The following is a 22,407-nucleotide window of genomic DNA, read 5'->3' on the forward strand; positions in this document are numbered from 1 at the left end:
CAGCCTCAGCGCAGGGCGGCGTCCAGGCCGCTCTGCGGAGTGTGAACGCGATCCCCGATGGAGAGGGTCCGGCTGGCCTTCATCACCAGGCCATAGCTCATCTTCTCGTAGGGCTGGAACACCATCACCAGGCCGGCATCCTCTCCGGGCAGGCGCAGGGACTCACCGGTGCGAGGGTCGCTGACCAGCTCGCCGCGCTGCTCGACCATCAGCACGTGGCCGGGCTCGAGGCCATCTCGGCGGCCGCGGTCAAGGGCTACCACCTGCAGGCGACCGATGAACTGCACGCCACCCGGCACCGCCAGGATGGTGCCCTCCACCTCCTGCTCCGGGGCGCGCGGAGTGAACTCGGTCACCAGGTCACGAACCTCCAGGGGCAGCACGATATCGTTGTTGCGCACTTCCTGGCGGGACGAGGTCACCTCCAGCACCACGATCTCGTCTTCCTGACGCTCACGGCGCGCCTGGCCGACGCTCTCGAGCTCCAGCCCCAAGAGCTCGCCGGTGGCGGGATCCATGAAGCGCTCGCCCACGCGATAGAAGCCGACCCGGCCGCTCCCCTCCACCTCTCCGCGGGCGTAGAGGCGGTCCCCCACGCCACTCATCAGGCGACGGTCGTCCCCGCCCACCACATAGGCCAGCTCGTCGAGGCTTTCCGGGTCATCGGCGATGCGATGGTCGCGCAGGAATTGGCGCACCGCCTCGAGGGGAATCGGCTCGATCGCCTCGCGATGGGGAATGGTGCGCATCTCCGGTGAAAGCCGTACCTGCCCCTGGCCGCGCTCGAGCCCCAGGCAGGGGCGCCCGTTGCAGTCGTAGAGGTAGATGACGTCGCCGGGATAGATCAGATGCGGGTTGCGGATCTGCGGGTTGACCTGCCACACCTCCGGCCACTGCCAGGGGTGGCGCAGGAAGCGGCCGGAGATATCCCACAGGGTATCGCCGCGCACTACCGTATAGCGCTCCGGGGCGTCGCCTCTCAGGCCATCGTCCCAGCTGAGCCCCTGAGCCTGGGCGCCCAGCCCCAGCCCCCCCAGCGCCATCGCCACGCCCAGCAGCATCGCTGCCCGGGTCGGCCAGCACCGCCGCTGCCTGCCCTCTCTGCTCTGCTTCATCCCTGCTCTCCCCCGCGTCTCGGCACCGGCCCTCTGTCACCCTGGGTGAACCTGGTGGCTCTAGGTGAACCTGGCCGGCGTGGTATAGTCTGAGGTTATCGACGTGATGCGCATTCGGCGGTTTCTGCCCCGAGCGCTCCCCTCTAGAATAGTGTCATTCTGTAAATGACAGCATAACGGTGAAACCAACGCCATGGCCAAATTACCGATCCTCGAATTCCCTGACGAGCGCCTGCGCACCACGGCAGCGCCGGTCGAGTCGGTCGACGACGAGGTGCGCCGGCTGGTCGACGATATGCTCGAGACCATGTACGACGCCCGCGGCATCGGGCTGGCAGCCACCCAGGTCGACGTGCATCGCCGGGTGATCGTGATGGACGTCAGCGATGCTCAGAACGCGCCGCTGGTGATGATCAATCCGGAATATACGCCTATCGGCGAGGAGCGCGACCTCCTCTCCGAGGGCTGCCTGTCGATCCCCGAGTACTATGCCGAGGTACCGCGCGCCCTCAAGGTTCACCTCAAGGCCCTGGATCGCGACGGCAAGCCCTTCGAGCTCGAGGCCGAGGGCCTGCTGGCCCACTGCATCCAGCACGAGCATGACCACCTCGAGGGCGTGCTCTTCGTGGACTACCTCTCGCCGCTCAAGCGCGACCGCGTGATGAAGAAGATGCAGAAGCGCCACAAGCTGATGCAGGGCGCCTGACTCCGCTGCGTCTCTCCTCCTCCGGAAGGCCGGCGCCATGCGCCGGCCTTCGTCGTTTGCGTCCGGCTCCGTTATCATGGAGACATCGCCCACTGGCAAGGCCCGGATTCATGTCTCGACCCCTCAGCATCATCTTCGCCGGCACCCCCGACTTCGCCGCCGAGAGCCTCCAGGCGCTGCTCGCCAGCCGCCACCGCGTCATCGCCGTCTACACCCAGCCGGACCGCCCCTCAGGCCGTGGCCGCAAGCTGACGCCGAGCCCGGTCAAGCGGCTCGCCCTCGAGCACGACCTCCCGGTCTTCCAGCCCGAAACGCTAAAGTCGCCGGAGGCCCAGGCCGAACTGGCCACACTCGGCGCCGACCTCATGGTGGTGGTGGCCTACGGCCTGATCCTGCCCAAGGCGGTGCTGGAGACTCCGCGGCTCGGCTGCCTCAACGTCCACGCCTCGCTGCTGCCCCGCTGGCGCGGCGCCGCGCCCATCCAGCGCGCCATCGAGGCCGGGGATGCCGAGAGCGGCGTGACCATCATGCAGATGGACGAAGGGCTCGATACCGGCGATATGCTGCTGATCCGGCGCACTCCGATCACCGCCACCACCACCGGCGGCGAGCTCCACGACACCCTGGCCGGGCTCGGCGGCAAGGCCATCGTCGAGGCCCTGGACGCCCTGGCGGGCGAGGGGCTTCCCGCCACGCCCCAGCCGGAGGCCGGCGTCACCTACGCCGCCAAGCTCTCCAAGGCCGAGGCGGAGCTGGACTTCCGCGAGCCCGCCGCCCGGCTGGCGGCCCGGGTGCGCGCCTTCAACCCCTGGCCGGTGACCTGGTGCGCCTTCGACGGCGACCGCCTGCGGCTGCTGATGGCCGAGCCGGGCGGGCTCGGAGCCGACGAATCACCCGCCGGCCCCGGCACCCTGCTCGACCACGACGGCGAGGCCCTGCGCATCGCCTGCGGCCCCGACGGCAGCGAGGTGCTGAGGGTGACCCTGGCCCAGCTGCCCGGCGGCAAGGCGCTGCCGGTGAGTGAGCTGCTGCGCGCTCGGGCCGAGCGCTTCACCCCCGGCCAGCGACTCGGCCAGCGCACCGAGGAGGCCTTCCCATGAGCCAGCCTTCCGAGCAAGCCCCCCGCCCCTCCCGCCAGCGCAGGGGCCGCCAGGAGGCACGTGGCCTGGAAAACGACGGCGGCCTGGCGGTACGCGCCGCCGCCGCCCGCGCCCTGGTCCCGGTGATCACCGGCAAGGGGTCGCTCACCGGCCTCGACGACCACCAGGTGGTCGCCAGGGACCGCAGCCTGTTCAAGGCGCTCTGCTACGGCACCTGCCGTACCCTGCCCCGCCTCGAGGCGCTGGCGGCAAGGCTGCTGGTGAAGCCCTTCAAGGCCCGGGATGCCGACGTCCAGGCGCTACTGCTGCTCGGCATCCACCAGCTGCTCTACCTGCGCATTCCGGCCCACGCCGCGGTGGGCGAGACCGCCGGCGCCGCCCGGCTGCTCGGCAAGGAGTGGGCCACCCGGGTGCTCAACGGCTGCCTGCGCCGCCTGCAGCGGGAAGCCGCGGAGCTCCAGGCCGAGGTAGACCGCGACCCGGCGGTGGCGCTGCTGCACCCGAAGTGGCTGCTCAAGGCACTGCGCCAGGCCTGGCCCGACGACTGGCGCGCCATCGCCCAGGCCAACAACGCACCGGGCCCCATGACGCTGCGGGTCAACCGCCGCCATGGCGACCGCGAGGCCTACCTGGAGCGCCTGGCCGCCGCCGGCATCACGGCTCACCTCTGCCTCCATGCCCCGGACGGCATCACCCTGAAGACCCCCTGTGATGTCCAGCTGCTGCCGGGCTTCGAGGAGGGCCACGTCAGCGTCCAGGACGAGGCCGCTCAGCTCACCAGCGTGCTGCTCGGCCCCATCCTGGCACCCCGCCCCGGCGCCCGGGTACTGGACGCCTGCTGCGCCCCCGGGGGCAAGACCAGCCACCTGCTGGAGCTCTTCGACATCGACATGCAGGCGGTGGACAGCGACGCCGAGCGCCTGGCCCGGGTCGAAGATGCCCTGGCCCGCCTGCACCTCCAGGCTCGCCTGACCCACGGCGACGCCACCGGGCGCGACTGGTGGGACGGCGAGCCCTTCGAGGCGATCCTCCTCGATGCGCCCTGCTCCGGCAGCGGGGTCATCCGCCGCCACCCCGATATCAAGCGGCTGCGCCGTCCCTCGGACATCAAGGCCCTGGCCGTCCTGCAGGGGAAGATGCTCGATAACCTCTGGCCGCTGCTGCGCGAAGGGGGCACCCTGCTCTACGCCACCTGCTCGGTGTTCCCCGAGGAGAACAGCGAGCAGATCGACGCCTTCCTCGCGCGCACCCCGGATGCCGAGGCCACCACCCCCGAAGACGTGGCCTGGGGGCGGCCCGCCGGCGCCGGCCGCCAGCTGCTCCCCGAGCTCGACGGCCATGACGGCTTCTTCTATGCCAGACTGAGAAAGCGTAAGGCATGAACCCGAGTCACCTGAACCCAGGAGGCATGATGAGCAACCACATCTACAAGCATATCGAGCTGACCGGCTCCTCCGAGGAGGGCATCCAGCAGGCCATCGAGAGCGCCCTTGCCAAGGCGAGCGAGAGCCTGCACGGCATGCGCTGGTTCGAGGTCATCGATACCCGCGGCCATATCGAGCACGGCCGCGTGGCCCACTGGCAGGTCACCATCAAGGTGGGCTTCACCCTCGACTGATGGCGAGCTGTTCTTCTCCCGGCGGCTGGTTTAGGCTTGCCGCTACCATGTTGCGGCGCACAAGGTGCGCCGCACTCGCTGGAAGCGGACCTCAGACTCCATGAAGATCATCATCCTCGGCGCCGGCCAGGTCGGCGGCACCCTGGCCGAACACCTGGCCCGGGAGGAGAACGACATCACCGTCATCGACACCGACGGTGACAAGCTGCGCGAACTGCATACCAAGCTCGACATTCGCACCGTGGTGGGGCCCGGCTCCTACCCCATGGTGCTGCGCCAGGCGGGCTGCGAGGACGCCGACATGCTGATCGCGGTGACCAGCCAGGACGAGGTCAACATGATCGCCTGCCAGGTCGCCCATACCCTGTTTCGCACCCCCACCAAGATCGCCCGGGTCCGCGCCACCGCCTACCTGACCCGCAAGGGGCTCTTCGCCCACGAGGCGGTGCCCATCGACGTGCTGATCAGCCCCGAGCAGGTGGTCACCGACCATATCCGCCGGCTAATCGAGCATCCCGGTGCCCTGCAGGTGCTGGAGTTCGCCAGCGGCCTGGTACAGCTGGTGGCCGTCAAGGCGATCTATGGCGGGCCCCTGGTGGGCCAGGACCTGGCCTTCCTGCGCCGCCACATGCCCAGCGTGGACACCCGCGTCGCCGCCATCTATCGCCGCAACCGGCCGATCATCCCCCGGGGCGACACCGTCATCGAGGCCGACGACGAGGTCTTCTTCATCGCCGCCCGCCGCGATATCCGGGCGGTGATGAGCGAGCTGCGCCGCCTCGACCGCGACTTTCGCCGGATCATCATCGCCGGCGGCGGCAATATCGGTGAGCGCCTGGCCGAGCACCTGGAGCACAGCCACCAGGTGAAGATCATCGAGCACAGCCTTGAGCGCTGCACGGTGCTCTCCGAGCGGCTGGACCGCACCGTGGTGCTGCACGGCAGCGCCACCAGCAAGCGGCTGCTGGAGGAGGAGAACATCGAGGAGTGCGACATCTTCTGCGCCCTGACCAACGACGACGAGGTCAACATCATGTCGTCGATGCTGGCCAAGCGCATGGGGGCCAAGAAGGTGCTGACGCTGATCAACAACGCCGCCTACGTGGACCTGGTGCAGGGCGGCGAGATCGATATCGCCATCTCGCCCCAGCAGGCCACCATCGGCAGCCTGCTGACCCACGTGCGGCGCGGCGATATCGTCAACGTCCACTCCCTGCGCCGCGGCGCCGCCGAGGCCATCGAGGCGATCGCCCACGGCGATACCCAGTCCTCGAAAGTGGTGGGGCGCGCCATCGGCGAGATCGACCTGCCCCGCGGCACCACCATCGGCGCCATCGTGCGCGGCAAGGAGGTGCTGATCGCCCACGACGACGTGGTGGTGGAGTCCGGCGACCATGTGATCCTGTTCGTGATCGACAAGCGCCGCATCCGCGAGGTAGAGCGGCTGTTCCAGGTCGGCCTCACCTTCTTCTAGCCGGACAATCGGACCACACAACGACGGGGAGCACCGCTCGATGAGCCTGCGCATGATCCTGCGCATCCTGGGGCTGCTGCTGATACTGTTCAGCCTGACCATGATGCCGCCGATCCTGATCTCGCTGCTGTTCGGCGACGGCCAGTGGCACGCCTTCACGGCGGCCATCGGCATCACCGTTCTGACCGGCCTGGCGATGTTCCTGCCCAACCGCCGCGCCCGCAAGGAGCTGCGCACCCGGGACGGCTTCCTGATCGCCGCGCTGTTCTGGAGCGTGCTGGCGCTGTTCGGCTCGCTGCCGCTGATGCTCACCGACGTGGCCCCGCTCTCCCTGACCGACGCCGTCTTCGAGTCCTTCTCGGGCCTCACCACCACCGGCGCCACGGTGATCACCGGCATCGAGCACCTGCCGGAGTCGATCCTCTACTATCGCCAGCAGCTGCAGTGGCTGGGCGGCATGGGCATCGTGGTACTCGCCGTCGCCATCCTGCCGACGCTCGGCGTCGGCGGCATGGCCCTCTACCGCACCGAGATCCCGGGCCCGCTCAAGGACTCCAAGCTCACCCCCCGCATCACCGAGACCGCCAAGGCGCTCTGGTACATCTACGCCGCCCTGACCATCACCTGCATGCTGGCCTACATGGCCGCCGGCATGAACTGGTTCGACGCCCTGGGCCACAGCTTCTCCACGGTGGCCATCGGCGGCTTCTCCACCTATGACGCCAGCATCGGCCACTTCGACAGCGCCCTGATCGAGATGATCTGCGTCTTCTTCCTGATCGTCTCCGCGGTAAGCTTCAGCCTGCACTTCGTCGCCTGGCGCCAGCGCAGCGTGACCCACTACTTCCAGGACCCCGAGGCGCGCTTCCTGCTGCTCTTCCTGCTGGGCCTGGCGGTGATCACCGTGGTTTCCCTGTGGCTCACCGAGACCTATGGCACCGAGCGTGGCCTGCGCCACGGCCTCTTCCAGGTGGTCTCGGTGGCGACCACCGCCGGCTTCGGCGTGGCCGACTTCTCACTCTGGCCGGGCGCCCTGCCCTTCCTGCTGTTCATGGCCGCCTTCGTGGGCGGCTGCTCCGGCTCCACCGGCGGCGGCATGAAGGTGATCCGCATCATCCTGATCCTCAAGCAGGGCATGCGCGAGGTGATGCGTCTGATCCACCCCAACGCGGTGATCGCGGTCAAGGTGGGCAAGGTGAGCGTGCCGGACGGCATCGCCCAGGCGGTATGGGGCTTCTTCTCGGTCTACGTGATGCTCTTCTTCCTGATGCTGGTGGGGGTGATGGCCACCGGCGTCGACCAGGTCACCGCCTGGTCCACCGTCGCCTCGGCCCTCAACAACCTGGGCCCGGCACTCGGCGAGGCCTCCGGCCACTACGGCGACCTGCCGACCCTGGCCAAGTGGATCCTGGTGGTGGCCATGCTGCTCGGCCGCCTGGAGATCTTCACCGTGCTGGTGCTGTTCACCCCCGCCTTCTGGCGGCGCTGAGGGAATTTGGCCCGCCCGGGCGCATCATGGATAATCGTTGCCTCACCCTTTCAGATCGAGCCTCCATGACCGACCCTCAGGACACTGCGATCCAGCCCGGCGCGGACCTCGCCACCAGCGGGCCCCGCCGCGTCATCCAGCTCGGCGAGACCCGCTACACCCTGCTGGGCACCGCCCACGTCTCCGCCGAGAGCGCCGATGACGTGCGCGCCCTGATCCGCTCCGGCGAATTCGACGCCGTGGCCATCGAGCTGTGCGACTCTCGCCACCACAGCCTCGACAATCCCGACGCCCTGAACAACCAGGACCTGTTCGAGATCTTCCGCCAGGGCAAGGCAGGCATGGTCGCGGCGAGCCTGGCGCTGGGCGCCTTCCAGCAGCGCGTGGCCGAACAGTCGGGCATCGAACCCGGTGCCGAGATGCGCGCCGCCCTGGAAGAGAGCCGCCAGGCCGAACTGCCGCTGCTGCTGATCGACCGCGACGTGGGCGTCACTCTCAAGCGCATCTACCACAACGTCCCCTGGTGGCAGCGCTTCTCGCTGTTCTCGGGGCTGCTGGGCAGCGTGCTGTCGCGCCAGGACGTCTCCGCCGAGGAGATCGAGCGGCTCAAGGAGGGCGATGTCCTGGAGTCCACCTTCAGCGAGTTCGCCGCCGAGTCCGAGACCCTCTACACACCGCTGATCAGCGAGCGCGACCGCTACATGGTGCTGCGCCTGGCGGAAGAGGCCCCGCCGGGGCGCTACCGCCATGTTCTGGTGGTGATCGGCGCGGGGCATCTGAAAGGAATGGCCGAGGAGTTCGAGACGCCGCTGCCCGAGGCGCCCACGGCGGAGCGCGAGGCGCTGGAGGAGACCCCGCCGCCTTCGAAGCTGTGGCGAGCGCTACCCTGGCTGGTCACCGTCCTGGTGCTGACCGGCTTCGCCATCGGCTTCTCGCGCAACACCGAGCTGGGCTGGCAGCTGGTGGGCGAGTGGTTCCTGATCAACGGCGTGCTCTCGGCGGCGGCCACCCTGGTGGCCCTGGCGCATCCGCTGACCGTGGCGGCCACCTTCTTCGCCGCCCCGCTCACCTCGCTCAACCCCACCATCGGCGCCGGCTTCGTGGCCGCCGGGGTGGAGCTCTGGCTGCGCAAGCCCAAGGTGCGCGACTTCTCCACCCTGCGCCACGACGTCACCGAACTGAAGGGCTGGTGGCGCAACCGGGTCTCCCGCACCCTGCTGGTCTTCATGCTGGCCACCCTGGGCTCCGCCGCCGGCACCTGGGTCGCGGGCTTCCGCATCGCCGGTGCCCTCTTCGGCAGCGGCACGGCCTGATCACCCCTCCCACTTCCGCGCCAGCAGGCGCCGCATCGCCGCCGTCGGCGCTTCGATCTTCTCGAAGCGCCGGCTGGCGGCGTAGCTCTCGTTGAAGGCGTCGAAGTAGTCGTCCAGAGCCTGGGCGGCCGAGCCGTCGCCCCCCTGGCGCAGCAGCTCGGCGGCCACCTCGGCGGTGCACAGGTGGGCCGCCGAGGCCGGCTTGCGCAGGCGGTAGCGGGTCAGCCGCTCGCTGTGCAGTGGCAGTACCGGCAGTCGGTCGAGGTAGGGGCTCTTGCGGAAGATGCGCCGCGCCTGGCGCCAGGTGCCGTCCAGCAGCACATAGACCGGCGTGCGCCCGGCGGCCTTGGCCTCGGCCACGGCGTCGACCCCCACCACCCGCTCGGCGTAGTCGGGCTGGTCGTCGGGGAAGATCACGAAGGGGGCGTAGCGGGGATCGTCCAACAGCGCCAGCAGCCGCTCGTCCGGTGCGGTGCGATACCAGGTAAAGACCTCCGTCTCGGGCAGCACGTCGCGGATCAACCGCCCGGTGTTGGTGGGCTTGTGGTGCTCCATGGGATGGGTGAGCAGCCACACCCGCGCCTCGCTCTCGGCCCTCACCGCATAGGGGCAGAGGCAGTTGAGCTCCGGCAGTTGGCAGCCCGGGCAGCGCACGACGAAGCTGCCCCGGGCCTTGAACTCACGCCGCGGTGGCCGCGGATGGCCGGTGGCGGGGTCATGGGAAAGCGCCCCGTCCAGAGGACGCTCGGCACAGATGTCAGGGCTGTCGTGCTGCATGGCGGCTACCGCAAAGAAGAAGGCGCGGCATTCTAGCACCTCCGCCGGCGCCCTTCAGGAGGCCAGCAGGATCTCCGGCACCCAGAGCCGCCCCTCGCGCTTCCAGTGGCGCACCAGCGCCGGCACTCCCTTGCCGGCGGGCTGGCTGAGCCGGCTGACGCCCGGCGGCGACAGCGCCTCGGCCTCGGGGTCCACCAGCACGCAGGGGGCGCCGAAGGGCGCGTACTGCAGCAGCGAGGCCGCCGGCATCACGGCAAGCGAGGTGCCCACCACCAGCAGCAGGTCCGCCTCGCTGACCAGCTCGCAGGCCTCCCCGAAATGGGGCACCTCCTCGCCGAACCAGACCACGTCGGGCCGCAGCTGGCTGCCCTTGTCGCAGATGTCGCCCAGTTCGATCCCCCCGCGAGGCAGCGGATAGTGCATGCGCCGGTCCACGCTGGAGCGCGCCTTGAGGATCTCCCCGTGCAGGTGGAGCACGTGGCGGGAGCCGGCCCGCTCGTGCAGGTCGTCGATATTCTGGGTGATGATGCTGACCCGAAAGCCCTGCTTCTCCAGCGCCGCCAGCGCCTTGTGGGCGGCATTGGGGCGCGCCTGGCGCACCTGGTCGCGGCGCGCATTGTAGAAGGCCAGCACCCGGGCCGGGTCCCGCCGCCAGGCGCCGGGCGTGGCCACCTCCTCCACCGGATGATCCGCCCAGAGACCATCCTCGGCGCGGAAGGTCTGGATACCGCTCTCGGCACTGATCCCCGCTCCGGTAAACACCACCAGGTGCGGCGCGCGCTGTTCTGCCATCGACTCTCTCTCCGCTCGGGGCATCTGAACTATCTGGCCTGAAAGTACCACCTGCGGCCGGCCCGGGGCCACAAGAGGGCGCCAGCCCCAACGGCCGCGACGTAACAGGACCGTCACTTCAGGGTCACCTCATCGTCATCCCCCACCGGCAGGGTGGAGGCGCTTCATCCCAACCCGTATCCCGCAACCCTACCGAGGTGACACCGTGAAAAAGTCCCTGCTCCCCCTGGCTACCGCCATCGCCCTGGCCGCCGCTACCCAGGCCCAGGCCGCCGAGTCCTGCCCCACTACCCTGCGCTTCGCCGATACCGGCATCGAGGGCAGCGAGGAGCTGCAGCGCGCCTTCAGTGATTTCGTCGAGGAGGTCGAATCACGCCTGGGCGTGACGGTAGAGTTCTTCCCGGTGGGCAACCGCACCACCGCGATCAACGCCCTGCGCTTCGAACAGGTCGACATCGTGCTGGCCGGCCCCTCCGAGTACGTGCTGATGGCCGAACGAGTCGAGGGCACCAAGCCGATCACCGCCATCGTGCGCCCCGAGTACTACTCGGTGTTCATCGCTCCCACCGACAGCGACATCGAGACCCTGGAGGACCTCAAGGGCAAGCACGTGGCCATGAAGGACCACGGCTCCACCACCGGCCACATCATGCCGAGCTACATGCTGAGCCAGGCCGGCCTGGACATCGACCGCGACCTGCGGATCTCGCTGCTGGACGGCGCCCGCATGCAGGCCCTGGCCTCCGGCGAGGTGGATGCCGTGGGCACCGGCGTGCGCGACTTCGCCCCCTTCGTCGCCCAGCACGGCGAGGAGAACTACCGCATCATCGAGCGTGGTCAGGACATGCCGGGCGACCCCATGGTGGCCGGCCCGCACATCTCCGCCGAGTGCGTCAGCGAGATGCAGGAGGCCTTCATGAACGACCCCGACGGCCTGCTGCAGGCGATCCTCGCCCCGGGCGAGCGCGACAAGTACATCGGCGCCGAGATGGTGCTGGTGGACGACAGCGAGTACGACATGGTGCGCGAGTCCTACGCGCTGCTCGGCCTCTCCGACTGATGGAGCTTCCATGCAGCTAAGCATCGACAATATTACCAAGGTCTATCCTGACGGGACCCGCGCCCTCGACGGGCTGTCGTTCGACGTCAGCCCCGGGGAAGGCGTGGTCATCCTCGGCCACAACGGCTGCGGCAAGTCGACGCTGATGAAGTGCCTGACCGGACTGGAGCGCCCCACCTCGGGGCGCCTCAGCCTGGCCGGCCTCGACCTCGCCTCGGCATCGCGTCGCGAGCTCAGGCCCCTGCGCCAACGCATCGGCTGCGTCTTCCAGAAGTTCAACATGGTCGGCAACCTCTCGGTGCTGCAGAACGTGCTGTTCGGCCTGATGGGACGGCGCGGCATCCTGGCCAGCCACGCCCTGACCGCCAGCCGGCAGTCGCGCCAGGCGGCCATGGAGGCCCTGGAGCGGGTCGGCCTCGCCCACCTGGCTCCGCGCCGCACCGATACGCTCTCCGGCGGCCAGCAGCAGCGCGTGGCCATCGCCCGCATGCTGATGCAGGACGCCGAGATCGTGCTGGCCGACGAGCCGGTGGCCAGCCTCGACCCCCGCGCGGGCCGCGAGGTGATGGAGCTGCTCTGGTCGGTGGTGCGCGAACGGAAGATGACCGTGCTCTGCGTGCTGCACCAGATCGAACTCGCCCGGGAGTACGGCGAGCGGCTGATCGGCCTGCACGGCGGCCAGCTGGCCTTCGACCGCCCCACCGCCGAGGTCAGCGACGCCGACATCACGGCCCTCTACCAGACCGTCACACCACAGGAGGCCGCTACCGATGAGCGATTCATCGCCGCGCCACGCCGCGCCGCCCAGGCTTGAGCGCCCCTCTCCCATCGCCTTCATCCTGCTGCTGGCCTTCGCCGCCTTCTTCATCAGCGGCTTCTCCAGCGCCAACATCCACTCGGAGCGCCTGCTGCGCGGGGTTGCGAACCTCGGCACCTTCTTCGGCGAGGCCCTGCCGCCGGACTTCGCCCGCTGGGACGTGATCGCCATGGCCATGCTGGAGACCTTCCAGATGGCCATCGTCGGGGTGGTGTTCGGGGTGATCCTGAGCCTGCCCATGGCGCTGCTCTGCGCCCGCAACACCAGCCCGCACCCGGTGGTCAGGGTGATCGCCCGCAATGTCGTCGCCACCCTGCGCACCGTCCCGGACCTGGTGTGGGCGCTGATCTTCGTGGTCGCCGTGGGGCTGGGCCCGCTGGCCGGCATCCTGGCCATCGTCATGGATACCATCGGCTTCTGCGCGCGCTTCTTCTCGGAGCGCATCGAGGAGGTGGATCCCGGCCCCGGCCAGGCCCTGGCCGCCACCGGCGCCTCGCGCAGCGGCGTGGTCTGCGGCGCCATCCTGCCCGAGTGCACGCCGTCGTTCGTGGCCACCAGCCTCTTCTCGGTGGAGAAGGCGGTGCGTAGCGCCGTGGTGCTGGGCCTCGTCGGCGCCGGCGGCATCGGCGTGGAGCTCTCCGCCGCCATGAGCCTGTTCCGCTACGACCAGGCCCTCACCGTGATCCTCGCCATCCTGGTGGTGGTGATCGGCGTGGAGCAGGTCAGCGCCTGGATCCGCAAGCGGGTGATCTGACGCCGCTCGCCAAGCCCACCTCCTCAGGCCGCCTTCGGGCGGTCTTTTTCATGGCCGATTCCCGGACCTTCCGGCCTGGTTACTCGGTGGAGGCAAACAAAAAGGCCGGCGGGATATCCCGGCCGGCAAGCATCGAATCAGTGCGAGACATACGGTGATGAAAGAGAGTCTTCGGCAACTCTCCTGCCGACCCTCACCGCCTGATGGCGGCGAAGATCGGCAGGGTCATGCAGGATCAAACGTGAAGGGAGCGCTTAGAAGTCGTAGCGGATGCCGACGGTGTAGAGCAGGCTATCGTCGATATTCTCGCCGCTGGCATCCTCATCGAAGATCTCGGCATAGACCCGCATCGGGCTGAAGCGATAGTCGACGCCGATGGCCCAGGGGTTGCTGCTGCTGATATCGCCCACGTAGCTGACATCGTAGACGTCGGCGTAGAGGTTGCCCTGGCCGTAGTTGAAGGTGGCACCCAGGCCAAAGATCTCCTTCTTGGCGCTGGCCGAAGCCCCCTCGTTAACGGAGCCCAGCTCCTCGTACATGACCCGGGCGGAGAAGTTCGGCAGGAACTTGTACTGGGCGGAGATGCCCCAGATATCCTCGCCGGCAGCGTTGTTGCTGCCGCCGCCATAGGTCGCGCCGCGATCGGAGACATCCTTGGACTGGTTATAGCCCGCCGCCAGGTAGAGATTCTCCCAGCTGTAGGTGACCGCTGCCGCCGTGGAGGTAGTGGAGCTGTTGTCCTGAGCGCCCACCGTAGCGTCATTGCCGCTGATGTGCTTGACCTGCACATGGCCCTGCAGGCCGTTGAAGACCGGCGTGGCGTAGGCCACGGTATCGCCGCGGGAGCTGGTGGAGCCGCCATCATGGGTCACCCAGCCCTCGTTCTCGTAGTTGTCGAAGACGCCTGTCACGGCCTCCTTGTAGACGCTGTCGAAGTTACCGATGGTCAGAGTGCCCAGCTGCTGGCTCTTCAGGCCCAGGAAGCTGTTACGTACCTGCATGGCATCGCGGTTGACCTCGTCGGCGTTGAAGCGGAACTCCATGCGGGCGAAGGCGCTCAGGTCGCTGTTGAGCTCATGGCTGGCACGGAAGCCGAAGCGCGAGCCGTTGTTCTGGAACTCGCTGCCGCTGGTCTTGTCCGCACCCGGCGTCAAGTCCTGGGTACCGCCCGAGGTGATCATATAGTTGATGCGGCCGTAGATATCGACCTTGGTGCCGTCCTGATCGTAGACGGTGGCCGCCTGGGCGACAGCAGAAGCGGACAGCGCGCCAACCACGGCGGTGGCGATGAGTGACTTCTTGAACATGAGAGGATTCCTTGAATGATCTCTTGGGATATGCAAAGGGATGCCTCCTGTCTCGGCGGACAGCGCCGACTTGGAGACGAGCCATTGGTGGCTTCTTGTTGTATGGCCGAGGACGATATCCCGGGATCATGTCAGGAAGGTGACGCTTTTATTCACGATGCGAGGTACCGTCGAATTTCATCTAACTGCAACGGTTAACCCCCAGGCTATAGGGGAAACAGCGATCGAGTCCGCCATGAAAGACGCACTGCATATCTCGCGACTCCACAAGCGCTTCGGCGACACCCTGGCCCTGGACGGCATCGACCTCGCCCTGCCCCGGGGCCAGGTGCTGGCCCTGCTGGGTCCCTCAGGCTGCGGCAAGACCACCCTGCTGCGCTGCATCGCCGGCCTGGCCGACGCCGATGACGGCGAGATTCACCTCGACGGCCAGTGCGTCGCCGCGCCGGGCCGCCACCTGAGCCCCGACGACCGCCGCCTGGGCATGGTCTTCCAGGACTATGCCCTCTGGCCCCATATGAGCGTCTATCACAACGTGGCCTTCCCGCTGGAAATGCAGGGGGTGAAGGCCAACGCCCGACGCCCCCAGGTGGAGTGGGCGCTTTCGCTGGTGGGGCTTGCCGACTACGCCGAGCGCGCCCCGGGTGAGCTCTCCGGTGGCCAGCAGCAGCGGGTGGCGCTGGCTCGGGCCATCGTCGCCAAACCGCGCCTGCTGCTGATGGACGAGCCCCTCTCGAACCTCGACAAGGGCCTGCGGGAAAGCCTGGCACTGGAGATCCGCAGCCTGATCGAGGAGCTCAGCCTGACGGCGGTGTTCGTCACCCACGACCAGCACGAGGCCTTCGCCCTGGCCGACCGGGTCGCCGTGCTGCAGCAGGGCCGCCTGCAGCAGGTCGATTCGCCGGAGGCACTCTTCCACACCCCGGCTACGCCGGCCATCGCCGATTTCGTGGACGCCGGCACCCTGCTCGACGCCCGGCTTGATGCTCACGGCCTGGCTATCGCCGACACCCGGCTGCCGATGACCGCGGCCTGCGGCTATCGAGGCGAAGTCCGCCTGCTGCTGCCGCGCCGCGCCCTGCGCCTCTGCGCCCCCGACGACGGCCTGCTGCGGGCGCGCATCACCGGCCGCCTCTTTCAGGGCGAGCATCTGTCACTGCAGCTCGGCCTCGCCGACGGCCGCTCCCTCAAGCTGCACGCCCCCCACGCGCCGGAGCGCGGCTGCCAGGTGGGGATCGACATCGATGTCAGCGACCTGCGCGCCTGGGACACCGATGCGCGCCTGCTCGACCTGATGCCCTACGCCGACGTGGCGGCCACCGCCACCGGCTGACCCCGGCCTATCCACTCACACCGTGATTCAGGAGACCCACATGTTCCCCTTGAAAGCTCTCGCCTTCGGCGCCGGCCTGCTCGCCCTGCCGGGCCTTGCCGCCGCCGGTGCCCTGACCGTCTACTCCGCCGGCCCCGGCGCCCTGATCGAGAACCTCGCCGCCGACTTCACCGACCAGACCGGCATCGAGGTCAACGTCTTCCAGAGCACCACCGGCCAGGTGATGGCGCGCCTGGAATCCGAGCAGGCCAATCCGCTGGCCGATGTCGTGATCTCCGCCTCCTGGGACAGCGCCGAGTCTCTGCATCAGGAGGGCCTTCTGCACGAGTACCTTTCTCCCAATGCCGACACCGTTCCCGACTTCCTCAAGACCGAGCACTATGTGGCCCAGGGGGTGTCGGCCCTGGCGCTGGTGTGGAACCGGGACAGCAGCGTGCCGCAGCCGGCCGACTGGAGCGACCTCACCGATGCCGCCTACCGCGACCAGGTGACCATGCCCGACCCGGCCCAGTCCGGCGCCGCCTTCGAACTGATCACCGGCCTGCTGACCGCCAAGGGTGAAGACGCTACCTGGTCGCTGATGGAGGCGCTCGCCGACAACGGCATGATCGTGCCCGGCCCCAACGCCCGCGCCCTGAACCCGGTGCTGCAGGGGGCGAAATCCGTGGTGTTCGGCGCGGTGGACTATATCTCCTTGGGCCAGCAGGCCGAGGGCGAGGCCATCGAGGTGATCTTTCCCGAGAGCGGCACCGTGATCGCCCCGCGACCGATGATGATCCTCGCCTCCACCGCCATGCCCGACGCGGCCGAGCGGTTCGTCGACTTCGTGCTCTCCGAGCAGGGCCAGGCGAGAGTCGCCGAGCGCTACCTGATGCCGGCCCGCACCGACATCGAGGCGCTGCGCCCGACCCTCGAGGAGCTGACCCTGATCGAGGTGGACAGCGAGGCGATGAACGCCCAGCGCGAGGAGATCCTCACCCGCTTCCGCGAGGCCACGGGTAGCTGATGCCGGCCGCCATCGCGTCTCGTCTGCCCCGGATCACCGGGGCAGGCGTCGTCATGCTGCTGACGGCGGCGGCACTGCTGATACTGGTGGGGCTGCCGCTGCTCTACGTGGTGCTGCAGGCGATCTTCCCCGGCTGGTCCCGAGGGGAACTCGCCGGCGCCTTCGGCCTCTTCGTGCCGCTGCTCTCCGACCCGGCGCTGCTGGGACTCCTCGGCAATACCCTGCGCCTGGGCGTCGCCGTGGTGGTAGTCTGCGCCCTGCTGGCCATCCCCCTGGGGGCACTTCGCGCCCTGGCCCGGGTACCCGGCGGCGGCGCCTGGGACCTGATCTTCCTGATCCCCTTCATGATCCCGCCCTATATCGCCGCCCTCTCCTGGATGCTGACCCTGCAGCCGCGTGGCTACGCCGAGCAGCTGACCGGGCTCTCGGCCAGCGGCTTTCTCTTCTCCTTCTCGGGCATCGTCTTCGTGATGGTGCTCAACGTCTTCCCGGTGGTCTATTTCGCGGTGTCGCGCACCATGATGAGCGTCGGCGGTCGCTACGCCTCGGCCGCCCGAGTCAGCGGTGCCGGCGCCTGGCGCGCCTTCTGGCGCATCACTCTACCGCTCTCCACGCCGGGCATCGCCGCCAGCCTGCTGCTGGTGTTCGCGCTCACCATCGAGGAGTTCGGCACGCCGGCCACCCTGGGTGCCCAGGCGGGCTACAAGGTGCTGGTCACCGGCATCCACGAGCGCTTCGCCGACTGGCCCATCGACATCCCGGGGGCGGCGGTGCTCTCGCTGCTGCTGGTGATGCTGGCCATGGCCGCCTTCTATCTGCAGCACTGGCTGGTGACGCGGCGCTCCTTCGTCAGCCAGACCGGTAAGCCGGCGGCGGTGGAGCCCATCGAGCTCGGCCTCTGGCGATGGCCGGTGATGGCGCTCTTCGCTCTGGTGGGGGTGGTGTCGGTTGGCGTGCCGATCATGGCCGTACTGGCCACCGCCTTCACCGGCACTCTCTCCGGCGGCCTGGCCCCGGAAAACCTCTCGCTGCGCCACTTCGAGGCGCTGTTCGCCAACCGCGGCGGCGCCCTGCAGGCGCTCTCCACCAGCCTGGGTCTCGCCATCGGTGCGGCGCTGCTCACCGGGGTGCTGGGGGCCCTGGTAGGCTACCTGGTGGTGCGCGCCCAGCTGCGCGGCAAGGGGCTGCTCGACCTGCTCTCGCTGCTGCCCAATACCATGCCCGGCATCGTGGTGGCGGTGGGGCTGATCCTGGCCTGGAACCAGAGCTGGTGGCCGATCCAGGTCTACAACACCGGCGCCATGCTGCTGCTCGCCTACGCCTGCCTGCTGCTGCCCTATCCGGTGCGCTACGCCTCGGCGGCCTTCCGCCAGATGGGCGAGAGCCTGGAAGCCGCGGCCCGGGTGTGCGGGGCCGGCTTCTTCACCGCCTTCCGGCGCATCCTGCTCCCGGCCCTGGCGCCCAGCCTGATCGTCTCCATGCTGCTGGTCTTCGCCATCGCCTCCCGGGAGCTCGTCGCCTCGCTGATGGTGGCGCCCGCCGGCATGCGCACGGTCTCGACCTTCGTCTTCGGCCAGTTCGAGCAGGGCTCCCCCGGCGTCGGCATGGCCATGAGCGCCGTGGCGATCTTCACCACCACGGCGCTGCTGGTGGCACTGACGGTGTTCAGCCGCAAGCGACTGCCGATCGCGGGCTAGATGAAGCGCCCGGTTGAGGATTCTGGCGCCACTCCAGCCTCTCCCACCCCTCGACCCGGGCCACTTCGGCCAGCACCGGGTCGGGGTTGACCGCCACGGGGCGATTCACCCGGTTGAGCAGCGGCAGATCGTTCTGGGAGTCGGAGTAGAAGCAGAGGTGGCTGGCGGTGGCATTGCGCTCAGCCAGCCAGCTTTCCAGGCGCGTGACCTTGCCGCCGCGGTAGGAGAGCACCCCGGTGGTGGCGCCGGTGAAGTAGCCGGCGGCAAGCTCCGGCTCCACGGCGATCACCTCCTCGATGCCCAGCCGCCTGGCCACCGGCCCCACCAGATGTCGCGAGGAAGCGGAGATCAGCAGCGGCAGATCGCCCTGCTCCCGGTGGCGCGTGATCAGCGCACGCCCCTGGGGAAAGAAGCGCGGCGCGATTCGTTCGGTAACGAAGGTCTCGACCTCGGCGGCGACCTCCGCCTCGTGGCGCCCCGCCAGCGGCGACAGCGTCACGGCCAGATACTGCTCCAGCTTGAGCCGCCCGGCGTGATAGGCCGCGTTCATGGCCTGGGTACGGGCGAGATAGTCCCCGGGAGAGTCGACCCAGCCGCACTCCACCATCCAGTCGTTCCATAGCGCGCTGCAGTCGCCGTCCAGCAGCGTATCGTCGAGGTCAAAGAGAGCAAGGCGCATGACGGCCTCCAGTGGCCCGGTAGCTCGAGAAGGCCCATAGCCTGGGCCATCCGGGTGACAAAGGCATGACCGGCGCGACCTGTCACGGCACTGCCATCTCGCCGTCACGCCGTCGCCAACCGACTGACACCACCCCGCCATGCCGTCGTCACCTTGTGCGGATAACGTCGGGCGACGGAGCAGAACGGCTTACCGCCGCCCACGTCATCGCCGTGAATCACACCGCAAGGAGAGCCCCATGTTCGTACCCACACTGAAAGGCCTGGCCGCCGGCATCGCCGCCGCTACCCTGTCGCTGTCCGCTCACGCCGCCGTGGAGGTCCAGTGGTGGCACGCCATGGGAGGTGAGCTCGGCGAGATCCTTGAAGGCATCACCGAGGAGTTCAACGCCTCCCAGGACGACTACCGGGTGACCCCCAGCTACCGCGGCAACTACACCGAGACCATGACCGGCGCCATCGCCGCCTTCCGTGCCCGCCAGCAGCCGCATATCCTGCAGGTCTTCGAGGTGGGCACCGGCACCATGATGGCCGCCGAGGGGGCCATCTACCCCATCCACGAGCTGATGGAAGACCACGGCCGCGCCTTCGAGCGCGAGGCCTTCCTGCCGGCGGTGCTGGGCTACTACACCGATACTCGCGGCAACATGCTCTCCTTCCCCTTCAACTCCTCCACGCCGATCCTCTATCTCAACCGTGACGCCTTCGAGACCGCGGGCCTGAGCGGCACGCCCGAGACCTGGGAGGAGATCGTCGCGGCCTCCCGCCAGCTGCGCGAGAGCGGCGCGGCCCGCTGCGGCTTCACCACCTCCTGGCCGAGCTGGGTGATGCTGGAGAACTTCTCCGCCATGCACAACTCGCCCCTGGGCACCCGGGAGAACGGTTTCGGCGGCCTGGATACGGAGTTCGTCTTCGACAATGACCTGGTGGCGAGTCACTGGGACAACCTCAAGGCGTGGCAGGACGAAGGGGTCTTCCGCTGGGGCGGCCCGGGGCCGGGGGATGATGCCGCGCCGATGTTCTACTCGGGAGAGTGCGCCATGTTCTTCGGCTCCTCCGCCTCACGGGCCGGGGTGCTGGCCAACGCCGATTTTGAAGTGGGCTTCGCCATGCAGCCCTACTACGCGGAGGTGGAGGGCGCACCCCAGAACTCCATCATCGGCGGCGCCACCCTCTGGGCGCTGCAGGGCCACAGCGACGAGGAGTACGAGGCCGTGGCCGCCTTCTTCGAGTACCTCTCCCGGCCCGAGGTGCAGGCCGACTGGCACCAGCGCACCGGCTACCTGCCGATCACCCAGGCCGCCTGGGAGCTGAGCGAGACGCAGGGCTTCTACGCCGAGAACCCGGGCGCCGACATCTCCATTCGCCAGATGAACCTCAACCCGCCCACGGAAAACTCCAAGGGGCTACGCTTCGGCAACTTCGTGCAGATCCGCGACATCATCTCCGAGGAGATGGAGGCGGTGATGAGCGGCCAGAAGAACGGCGAGCAGGCCAGCGCCGACGCCGCCCGCCGCGGCAACGCCCTGCTGCGCGACTTCGAGGCCGCCAACCGCTGAGCCCTGCCTTTGCGCTCCCTCCCGCGGAGGGGGCGCCTGTTTATCGTCGCTTCGAGCCTTCCGATGCAGACCAAACACATGACCTTTCCCGGGCGCTGGCTGCCCTATGCCCTGCTGGCCCCCCAGGTGATCGTGACCCTGATCTTCTTCATCTGGCCCTCGCTGCAGGCGCTATACATGTCGCTGCTGCGCGAGGACGCCTTTGGCCTCAACAGCACCTTTGTGGGCCTGGCCAACTTCGCACGGCTCTTCGCCGACGACACCTACCTCGACTCGCTCTCGGTGACCGCGGTATTCGCCATCGGCACCACACTGCTGTCGATGTCGGCCGCCCTGCTGCTGGCGGCCACCGTCAACCGCATGCTGCGCTCGCGCAACGCCTACACCACCCTGCTGATGTGGCCCTACGCCATCGCCCCGGCCATCGCCGGGGTGCTCTGGTGGTTCCTCTTCAACCCCTCCATCGGCATCGTGCCCTATGCGCTCGAGATGCTGGGCTACCGCTGGAACCACCGCACCTCAGGGAACGATGCCATGATGCTGGTGATCATCGCCGCCGCCTGGAAGCAGATCGCCTACAACTTCCTCTTCTTCCTGGCCGGGCTGCAGTCGATCCCCCAGTCGCTGATCGAGGCGGCGGCCATCGATGGCGCCGGCCCCGTGAAGCGTTTCTGGACCATCGTCTTTCCACTCCTCTCGCCCACCACCTTCTTCCTGATGGTGGTCAACGTGGTCTACGCCATGTTCGACACCTTCGGTGTGATTCACGCCACTACCCAGGGCGGCCCCTCCCAGGCGACGAATACCCTGGTCTACAAGGTCTACGCCGACGGCTTCGTGGGGCTCAACCTGGGCAGCTCCGCCGCCCAGTCTGTGATCCTGATGGCCATCGTGGTGCTCCTCACCGTGGTGCAGTTCCGCTTCATCGAACGGCGCGTCAACTACTGACCCGGAGGAGCCCCCATGGTCGAACACCGCCCCCTGAGCCAGCTGGCCGCGCACCTGATTCTGATCGCCGGCGTGGCCCTGGTGCTATTTCCCGTCTACATCGCCATCGTCGCCTCCACCCAGGCCCCGGGAGAGTTCCTGCGCGGCACCCTGCCTCTGATGCCCGGCGGCCACGCCCTGGAGAACTACCGCACCATGTGGGAGAGCGGCCTCTCGAGGGCCGGGGCGCCGCCCGTGGGCCAGATGCTCTTCAACAGCCTGGTGATGGCGCTGGCGATCACCGTGGGGAAGCTTGTCATCTCGCTGCTCTCGGCCTTTGCCATCGTCTACTTCCGTTTCCCCTTCCGGCTGTTCTTCTTCTGGCTGATCTTCGTCACCCTGATGCTGCCGGTGGAGGTGCGCATTATCCCCACCTTCCAGGTGGTGGCCGACCTCGGCATGCTCAACAGCTTCGCCGGGCTCTCCATCCCGCTGATCGCCTCGGCCACCGCCACCTTCCTCTTTCGCCAGTTCTTCATGACGGGGCCGGAAGAGCTGCTGGAGGCCGCCCGCGTGGATGGCGCCGGCCCCCTCCGGTTCTTCAAGGATATCCTGCTGCCGCTCTCGGTCACCAATATCGCGGCCCTCTTCGTGATCCTGTTCATCTACGGCTGGAACCAGTACCTCTGGCCCCTGCTGATCACCACCGACAGCGACTATTACACCGTGGTGATGGGCATCCAGCGCATGACCACCGCCGCCGACGGCGACCCCCAATGGCACCTGGTGATGGCCGCGGTGGTGATGGCCGCCCTGCCCCCGGTGCTGGTGATTCTGTTCATGCAGCGCCTGTTCGTAAAGGGCCTGACCGAGACGGAGAAGTAA

At 68.3% G+C, this 22,407-nt stretch carries 21 protein-coding genes; 16 read left to right on the forward strand and 5 right to left on the reverse strand.

The features are described from left to right. Window positions 1-5 precede the first annotated feature (5 nt). Entirely contained in the window at window positions 6-1,061 is a 1,056-nt protein-coding gene (locus tag ACRYRV_RS05670) for a LysM peptidoglycan-binding domain-containing protein (protein WP_444986207.1), read from the reverse strand. 247 nt (window positions 1,062-1,308) lie between these two features. Here ACRYRV_RS05670 and def point away from each other — a divergent pair, with 247 nt between their 5' ends. From def to ACRYRV_RS05705, 7 genes are all read left to right on the forward strand, one after another. After that, complete coding sequence (def, locus tag ACRYRV_RS05675; protein WP_253449027.1) at window positions 1,309-1,821, forward strand: peptide deformylase; 513 nt, start codon at window positions 1,309-1,311, stop codon at window positions 1,819-1,821. A 110-nt stretch (window positions 1,822-1,931) separates the two neighbouring features. Beyond that, window positions 1,932-2,921 (forward strand): methionyl-tRNA formyltransferase, encoded by a 990-nt coding sequence (gene fmt, locus ACRYRV_RS05680; protein ID WP_444985702.1) that lies wholly within the window; start codon window positions 1,932-1,934, stop codon window positions 2,919-2,921. Next, window positions 2,918-4,303, forward strand: a complete 1,386-nt coding sequence (rsmB, locus tag ACRYRV_RS05685; RefSeq protein WP_444985701.1) for a 16S rRNA (cytosine(967)-C(5))-methyltransferase RsmB — start codon at window positions 2,918-2,920, stop codon at window positions 4,301-4,303. The genes fmt and rsmB overlap by 4 nt, the downstream gene beginning before the upstream one ends. Window positions 4,304-4,332: 29 nt before the next feature. Further along, window positions 4,333-4,539 (forward strand): dodecin, encoded by a 207-nt coding sequence (locus ACRYRV_RS05690; protein ID WP_253449018.1) that lies wholly within the window; start codon window positions 4,333-4,335, stop codon window positions 4,537-4,539. 100 nt (window positions 4,540-4,639) lie between these two features. Next, window positions 4,640-6,013 carry a Trk system potassium transporter TrkA gene (gene trkA, locus ACRYRV_RS05695; protein WP_253449015.1) on the forward strand — a complete coding sequence of 458 codons (1,374 nt, stop codon included), beginning with the start codon at window positions 4,640-4,642 and terminating at the stop codon, window positions 6,011-6,013. Window positions 6,014-6,053: 40 nt separating this feature from the next. Further along, complete coding sequence (locus ACRYRV_RS05700; protein WP_444985700.1) at window positions 6,054-7,502, forward strand: TrkH family potassium uptake protein; 1,449 nt, start codon at window positions 6,054-6,056, stop codon at window positions 7,500-7,502. Between the two features lie 65 nt (window positions 7,503-7,567). Continuing rightward, the gene (locus tag ACRYRV_RS05705; protein WP_444985699.1) at window positions 7,568-8,815 is read left to right on the forward strand and encodes a TraB/GumN family protein; all 1,248 of its coding nucleotides are present in this window, start codon (window positions 7,568-7,570) and stop codon (window positions 8,813-8,815) included. Here ACRYRV_RS05705 and ACRYRV_RS05710 read toward each other — a convergent pair whose 3' ends face one another. Together ACRYRV_RS05710 and ACRYRV_RS05715 are read right to left on the reverse strand one after the other, a co-directional pair. Next, the gene (locus ACRYRV_RS05710) at window positions 8,816-9,592 is read right to left on the reverse strand and encodes a tRNA-uridine aminocarboxypropyltransferase (protein WP_444985698.1); all 777 of its coding nucleotides are present in this window, start codon (window positions 9,590-9,592) and stop codon (window positions 8,816-8,818) included. Window positions 9,593-9,646: 54 nt separating this feature from the next. Then, window positions 9,647-10,384, reverse strand: a complete 738-nt coding sequence (locus tag ACRYRV_RS05715) for an SIR2 family NAD-dependent protein deacylase (protein ID WP_309637104.1) — start codon at window positions 10,382-10,384, stop codon at window positions 9,647-9,649. A gap of 205 nt (window positions 10,385-10,589) precedes the next feature. Between ACRYRV_RS05715 and phnD the strand changes: the two genes are divergently transcribed. Genes phnD through phnE form a run of 3 tightly spaced genes read left to right on the forward strand, consistent with a single transcriptional unit; the run spans window position 10,590 to window position 13,015 of the window. After that, a complete protein-coding gene (gene phnD, locus ACRYRV_RS05720) occupies window positions 10,590-11,444 on the forward strand; it encodes a phosphate/phosphite/phosphonate ABC transporter substrate-binding protein (protein ID WP_309637103.1) in 855 nt (284 codons plus the stop codon). A 10-nt stretch (window positions 11,445-11,454) separates the two neighbouring features. Then, window positions 11,455-12,258, forward strand: coding sequence for a phosphonate ABC transporter ATP-binding protein (gene phnC, locus ACRYRV_RS05725; protein WP_299314427.1), 804 nt, complete (start codon window positions 11,455-11,457; stop codon window positions 12,256-12,258). Beyond that, window positions 12,215-13,015, forward strand: coding sequence for a phosphonate ABC transporter, permease protein PhnE (gene phnE, locus ACRYRV_RS05730; RefSeq protein ID WP_444985697.1), 801 nt, complete (start codon window positions 12,215-12,217; stop codon window positions 13,013-13,015). The genes phnC and phnE overlap by 44 nt, the downstream gene beginning before the upstream one ends. Window positions 13,016-13,269: 254 nt before the next feature. On the opposite strand, the gene ACRYRV_RS05735 is transcribed toward phnE, so the two are convergent. Continuing rightward, window positions 13,270-14,322 (reverse strand): porin, encoded by a 1,053-nt coding sequence (locus ACRYRV_RS05735; protein WP_444985696.1) that lies wholly within the window; start codon window positions 14,320-14,322, stop codon window positions 13,270-13,272. 235 nt (window positions 14,323-14,557) lie between these two features. Between ACRYRV_RS05735 and ACRYRV_RS05740 the strand changes: the two genes are divergently transcribed. From ACRYRV_RS05740 to ACRYRV_RS05750, 3 genes are read left to right on the forward strand one after another with little or no spacing between them, the layout of a single operon-like run. Next, window positions 14,558-15,655, forward strand: coding sequence for an ABC transporter ATP-binding protein (locus ACRYRV_RS05740; RefSeq protein WP_444985695.1), 1,098 nt, complete (start codon window positions 14,558-14,560; stop codon window positions 15,653-15,655). 40 nt (window positions 15,656-15,695) lie between these two features. Then, window positions 15,696-16,661 carry an ABC transporter substrate-binding protein gene (locus tag ACRYRV_RS05745; protein ID WP_444985694.1) on the forward strand — a complete coding sequence of 322 codons (966 nt, stop codon included), beginning with the start codon at window positions 15,696-15,698 and terminating at the stop codon, window positions 16,659-16,661. Beyond that, window positions 16,661-18,358 (forward strand): ABC transporter permease, encoded by a 1,698-nt coding sequence (locus ACRYRV_RS05750; RefSeq protein ID WP_444985693.1) that lies wholly within the window; start codon window positions 16,661-16,663, stop codon window positions 18,356-18,358. The genes ACRYRV_RS05745 and ACRYRV_RS05750 overlap by 1 nt, the downstream gene beginning before the upstream one ends. Here the strand turns inward: ACRYRV_RS05750 and ACRYRV_RS05755 are convergent. Further along, window positions 18,327-19,037: an HAD family hydrolase gene (locus tag ACRYRV_RS05755; protein ID WP_444985692.1), complete on the reverse strand. Its 711-nt coding sequence runs from the start codon at window positions 19,035-19,037 to the stop codon at window positions 18,327-18,329. The two genes, ACRYRV_RS05750 and ACRYRV_RS05755, sit on opposite strands and share 32 nt — an antisense overlap. Window positions 19,038-19,275: 238 nt before the next feature. Between ACRYRV_RS05755 and ugpB the strand changes: the two genes are divergently transcribed. From ugpB to ugpE, 3 genes are all read left to right on the forward strand, one after another. Continuing rightward, on the forward strand, window positions 19,276-20,595 hold the full coding sequence (gene ugpB, locus ACRYRV_RS05760; protein ID WP_444985691.1) for a sn-glycerol-3-phosphate ABC transporter substrate-binding protein UgpB: 1,320 nt from the start codon (window positions 19,276-19,278) through the stop codon (window positions 20,593-20,595). A 63-nt stretch (window positions 20,596-20,658) separates the two neighbouring features. Beyond that, window positions 20,659-21,543: a sn-glycerol-3-phosphate ABC transporter permease UgpA gene (gene ugpA, locus ACRYRV_RS05765; RefSeq protein WP_444985690.1), complete on the forward strand. Its 885-nt coding sequence runs from the start codon at window positions 20,659-20,661 to the stop codon at window positions 21,541-21,543. 15 nt (window positions 21,544-21,558) lie between these two features. Continuing rightward, window positions 21,559-22,407, forward strand: a complete 849-nt coding sequence (gene ugpE, locus ACRYRV_RS05770) for a sn-glycerol-3-phosphate ABC transporter permease UgpE (protein ID WP_444985689.1) — start codon at window positions 21,559-21,561, stop codon at window positions 22,405-22,407.

It is taken from the genome of Halomonas mongoliensis (assembly GCF_052496345.1).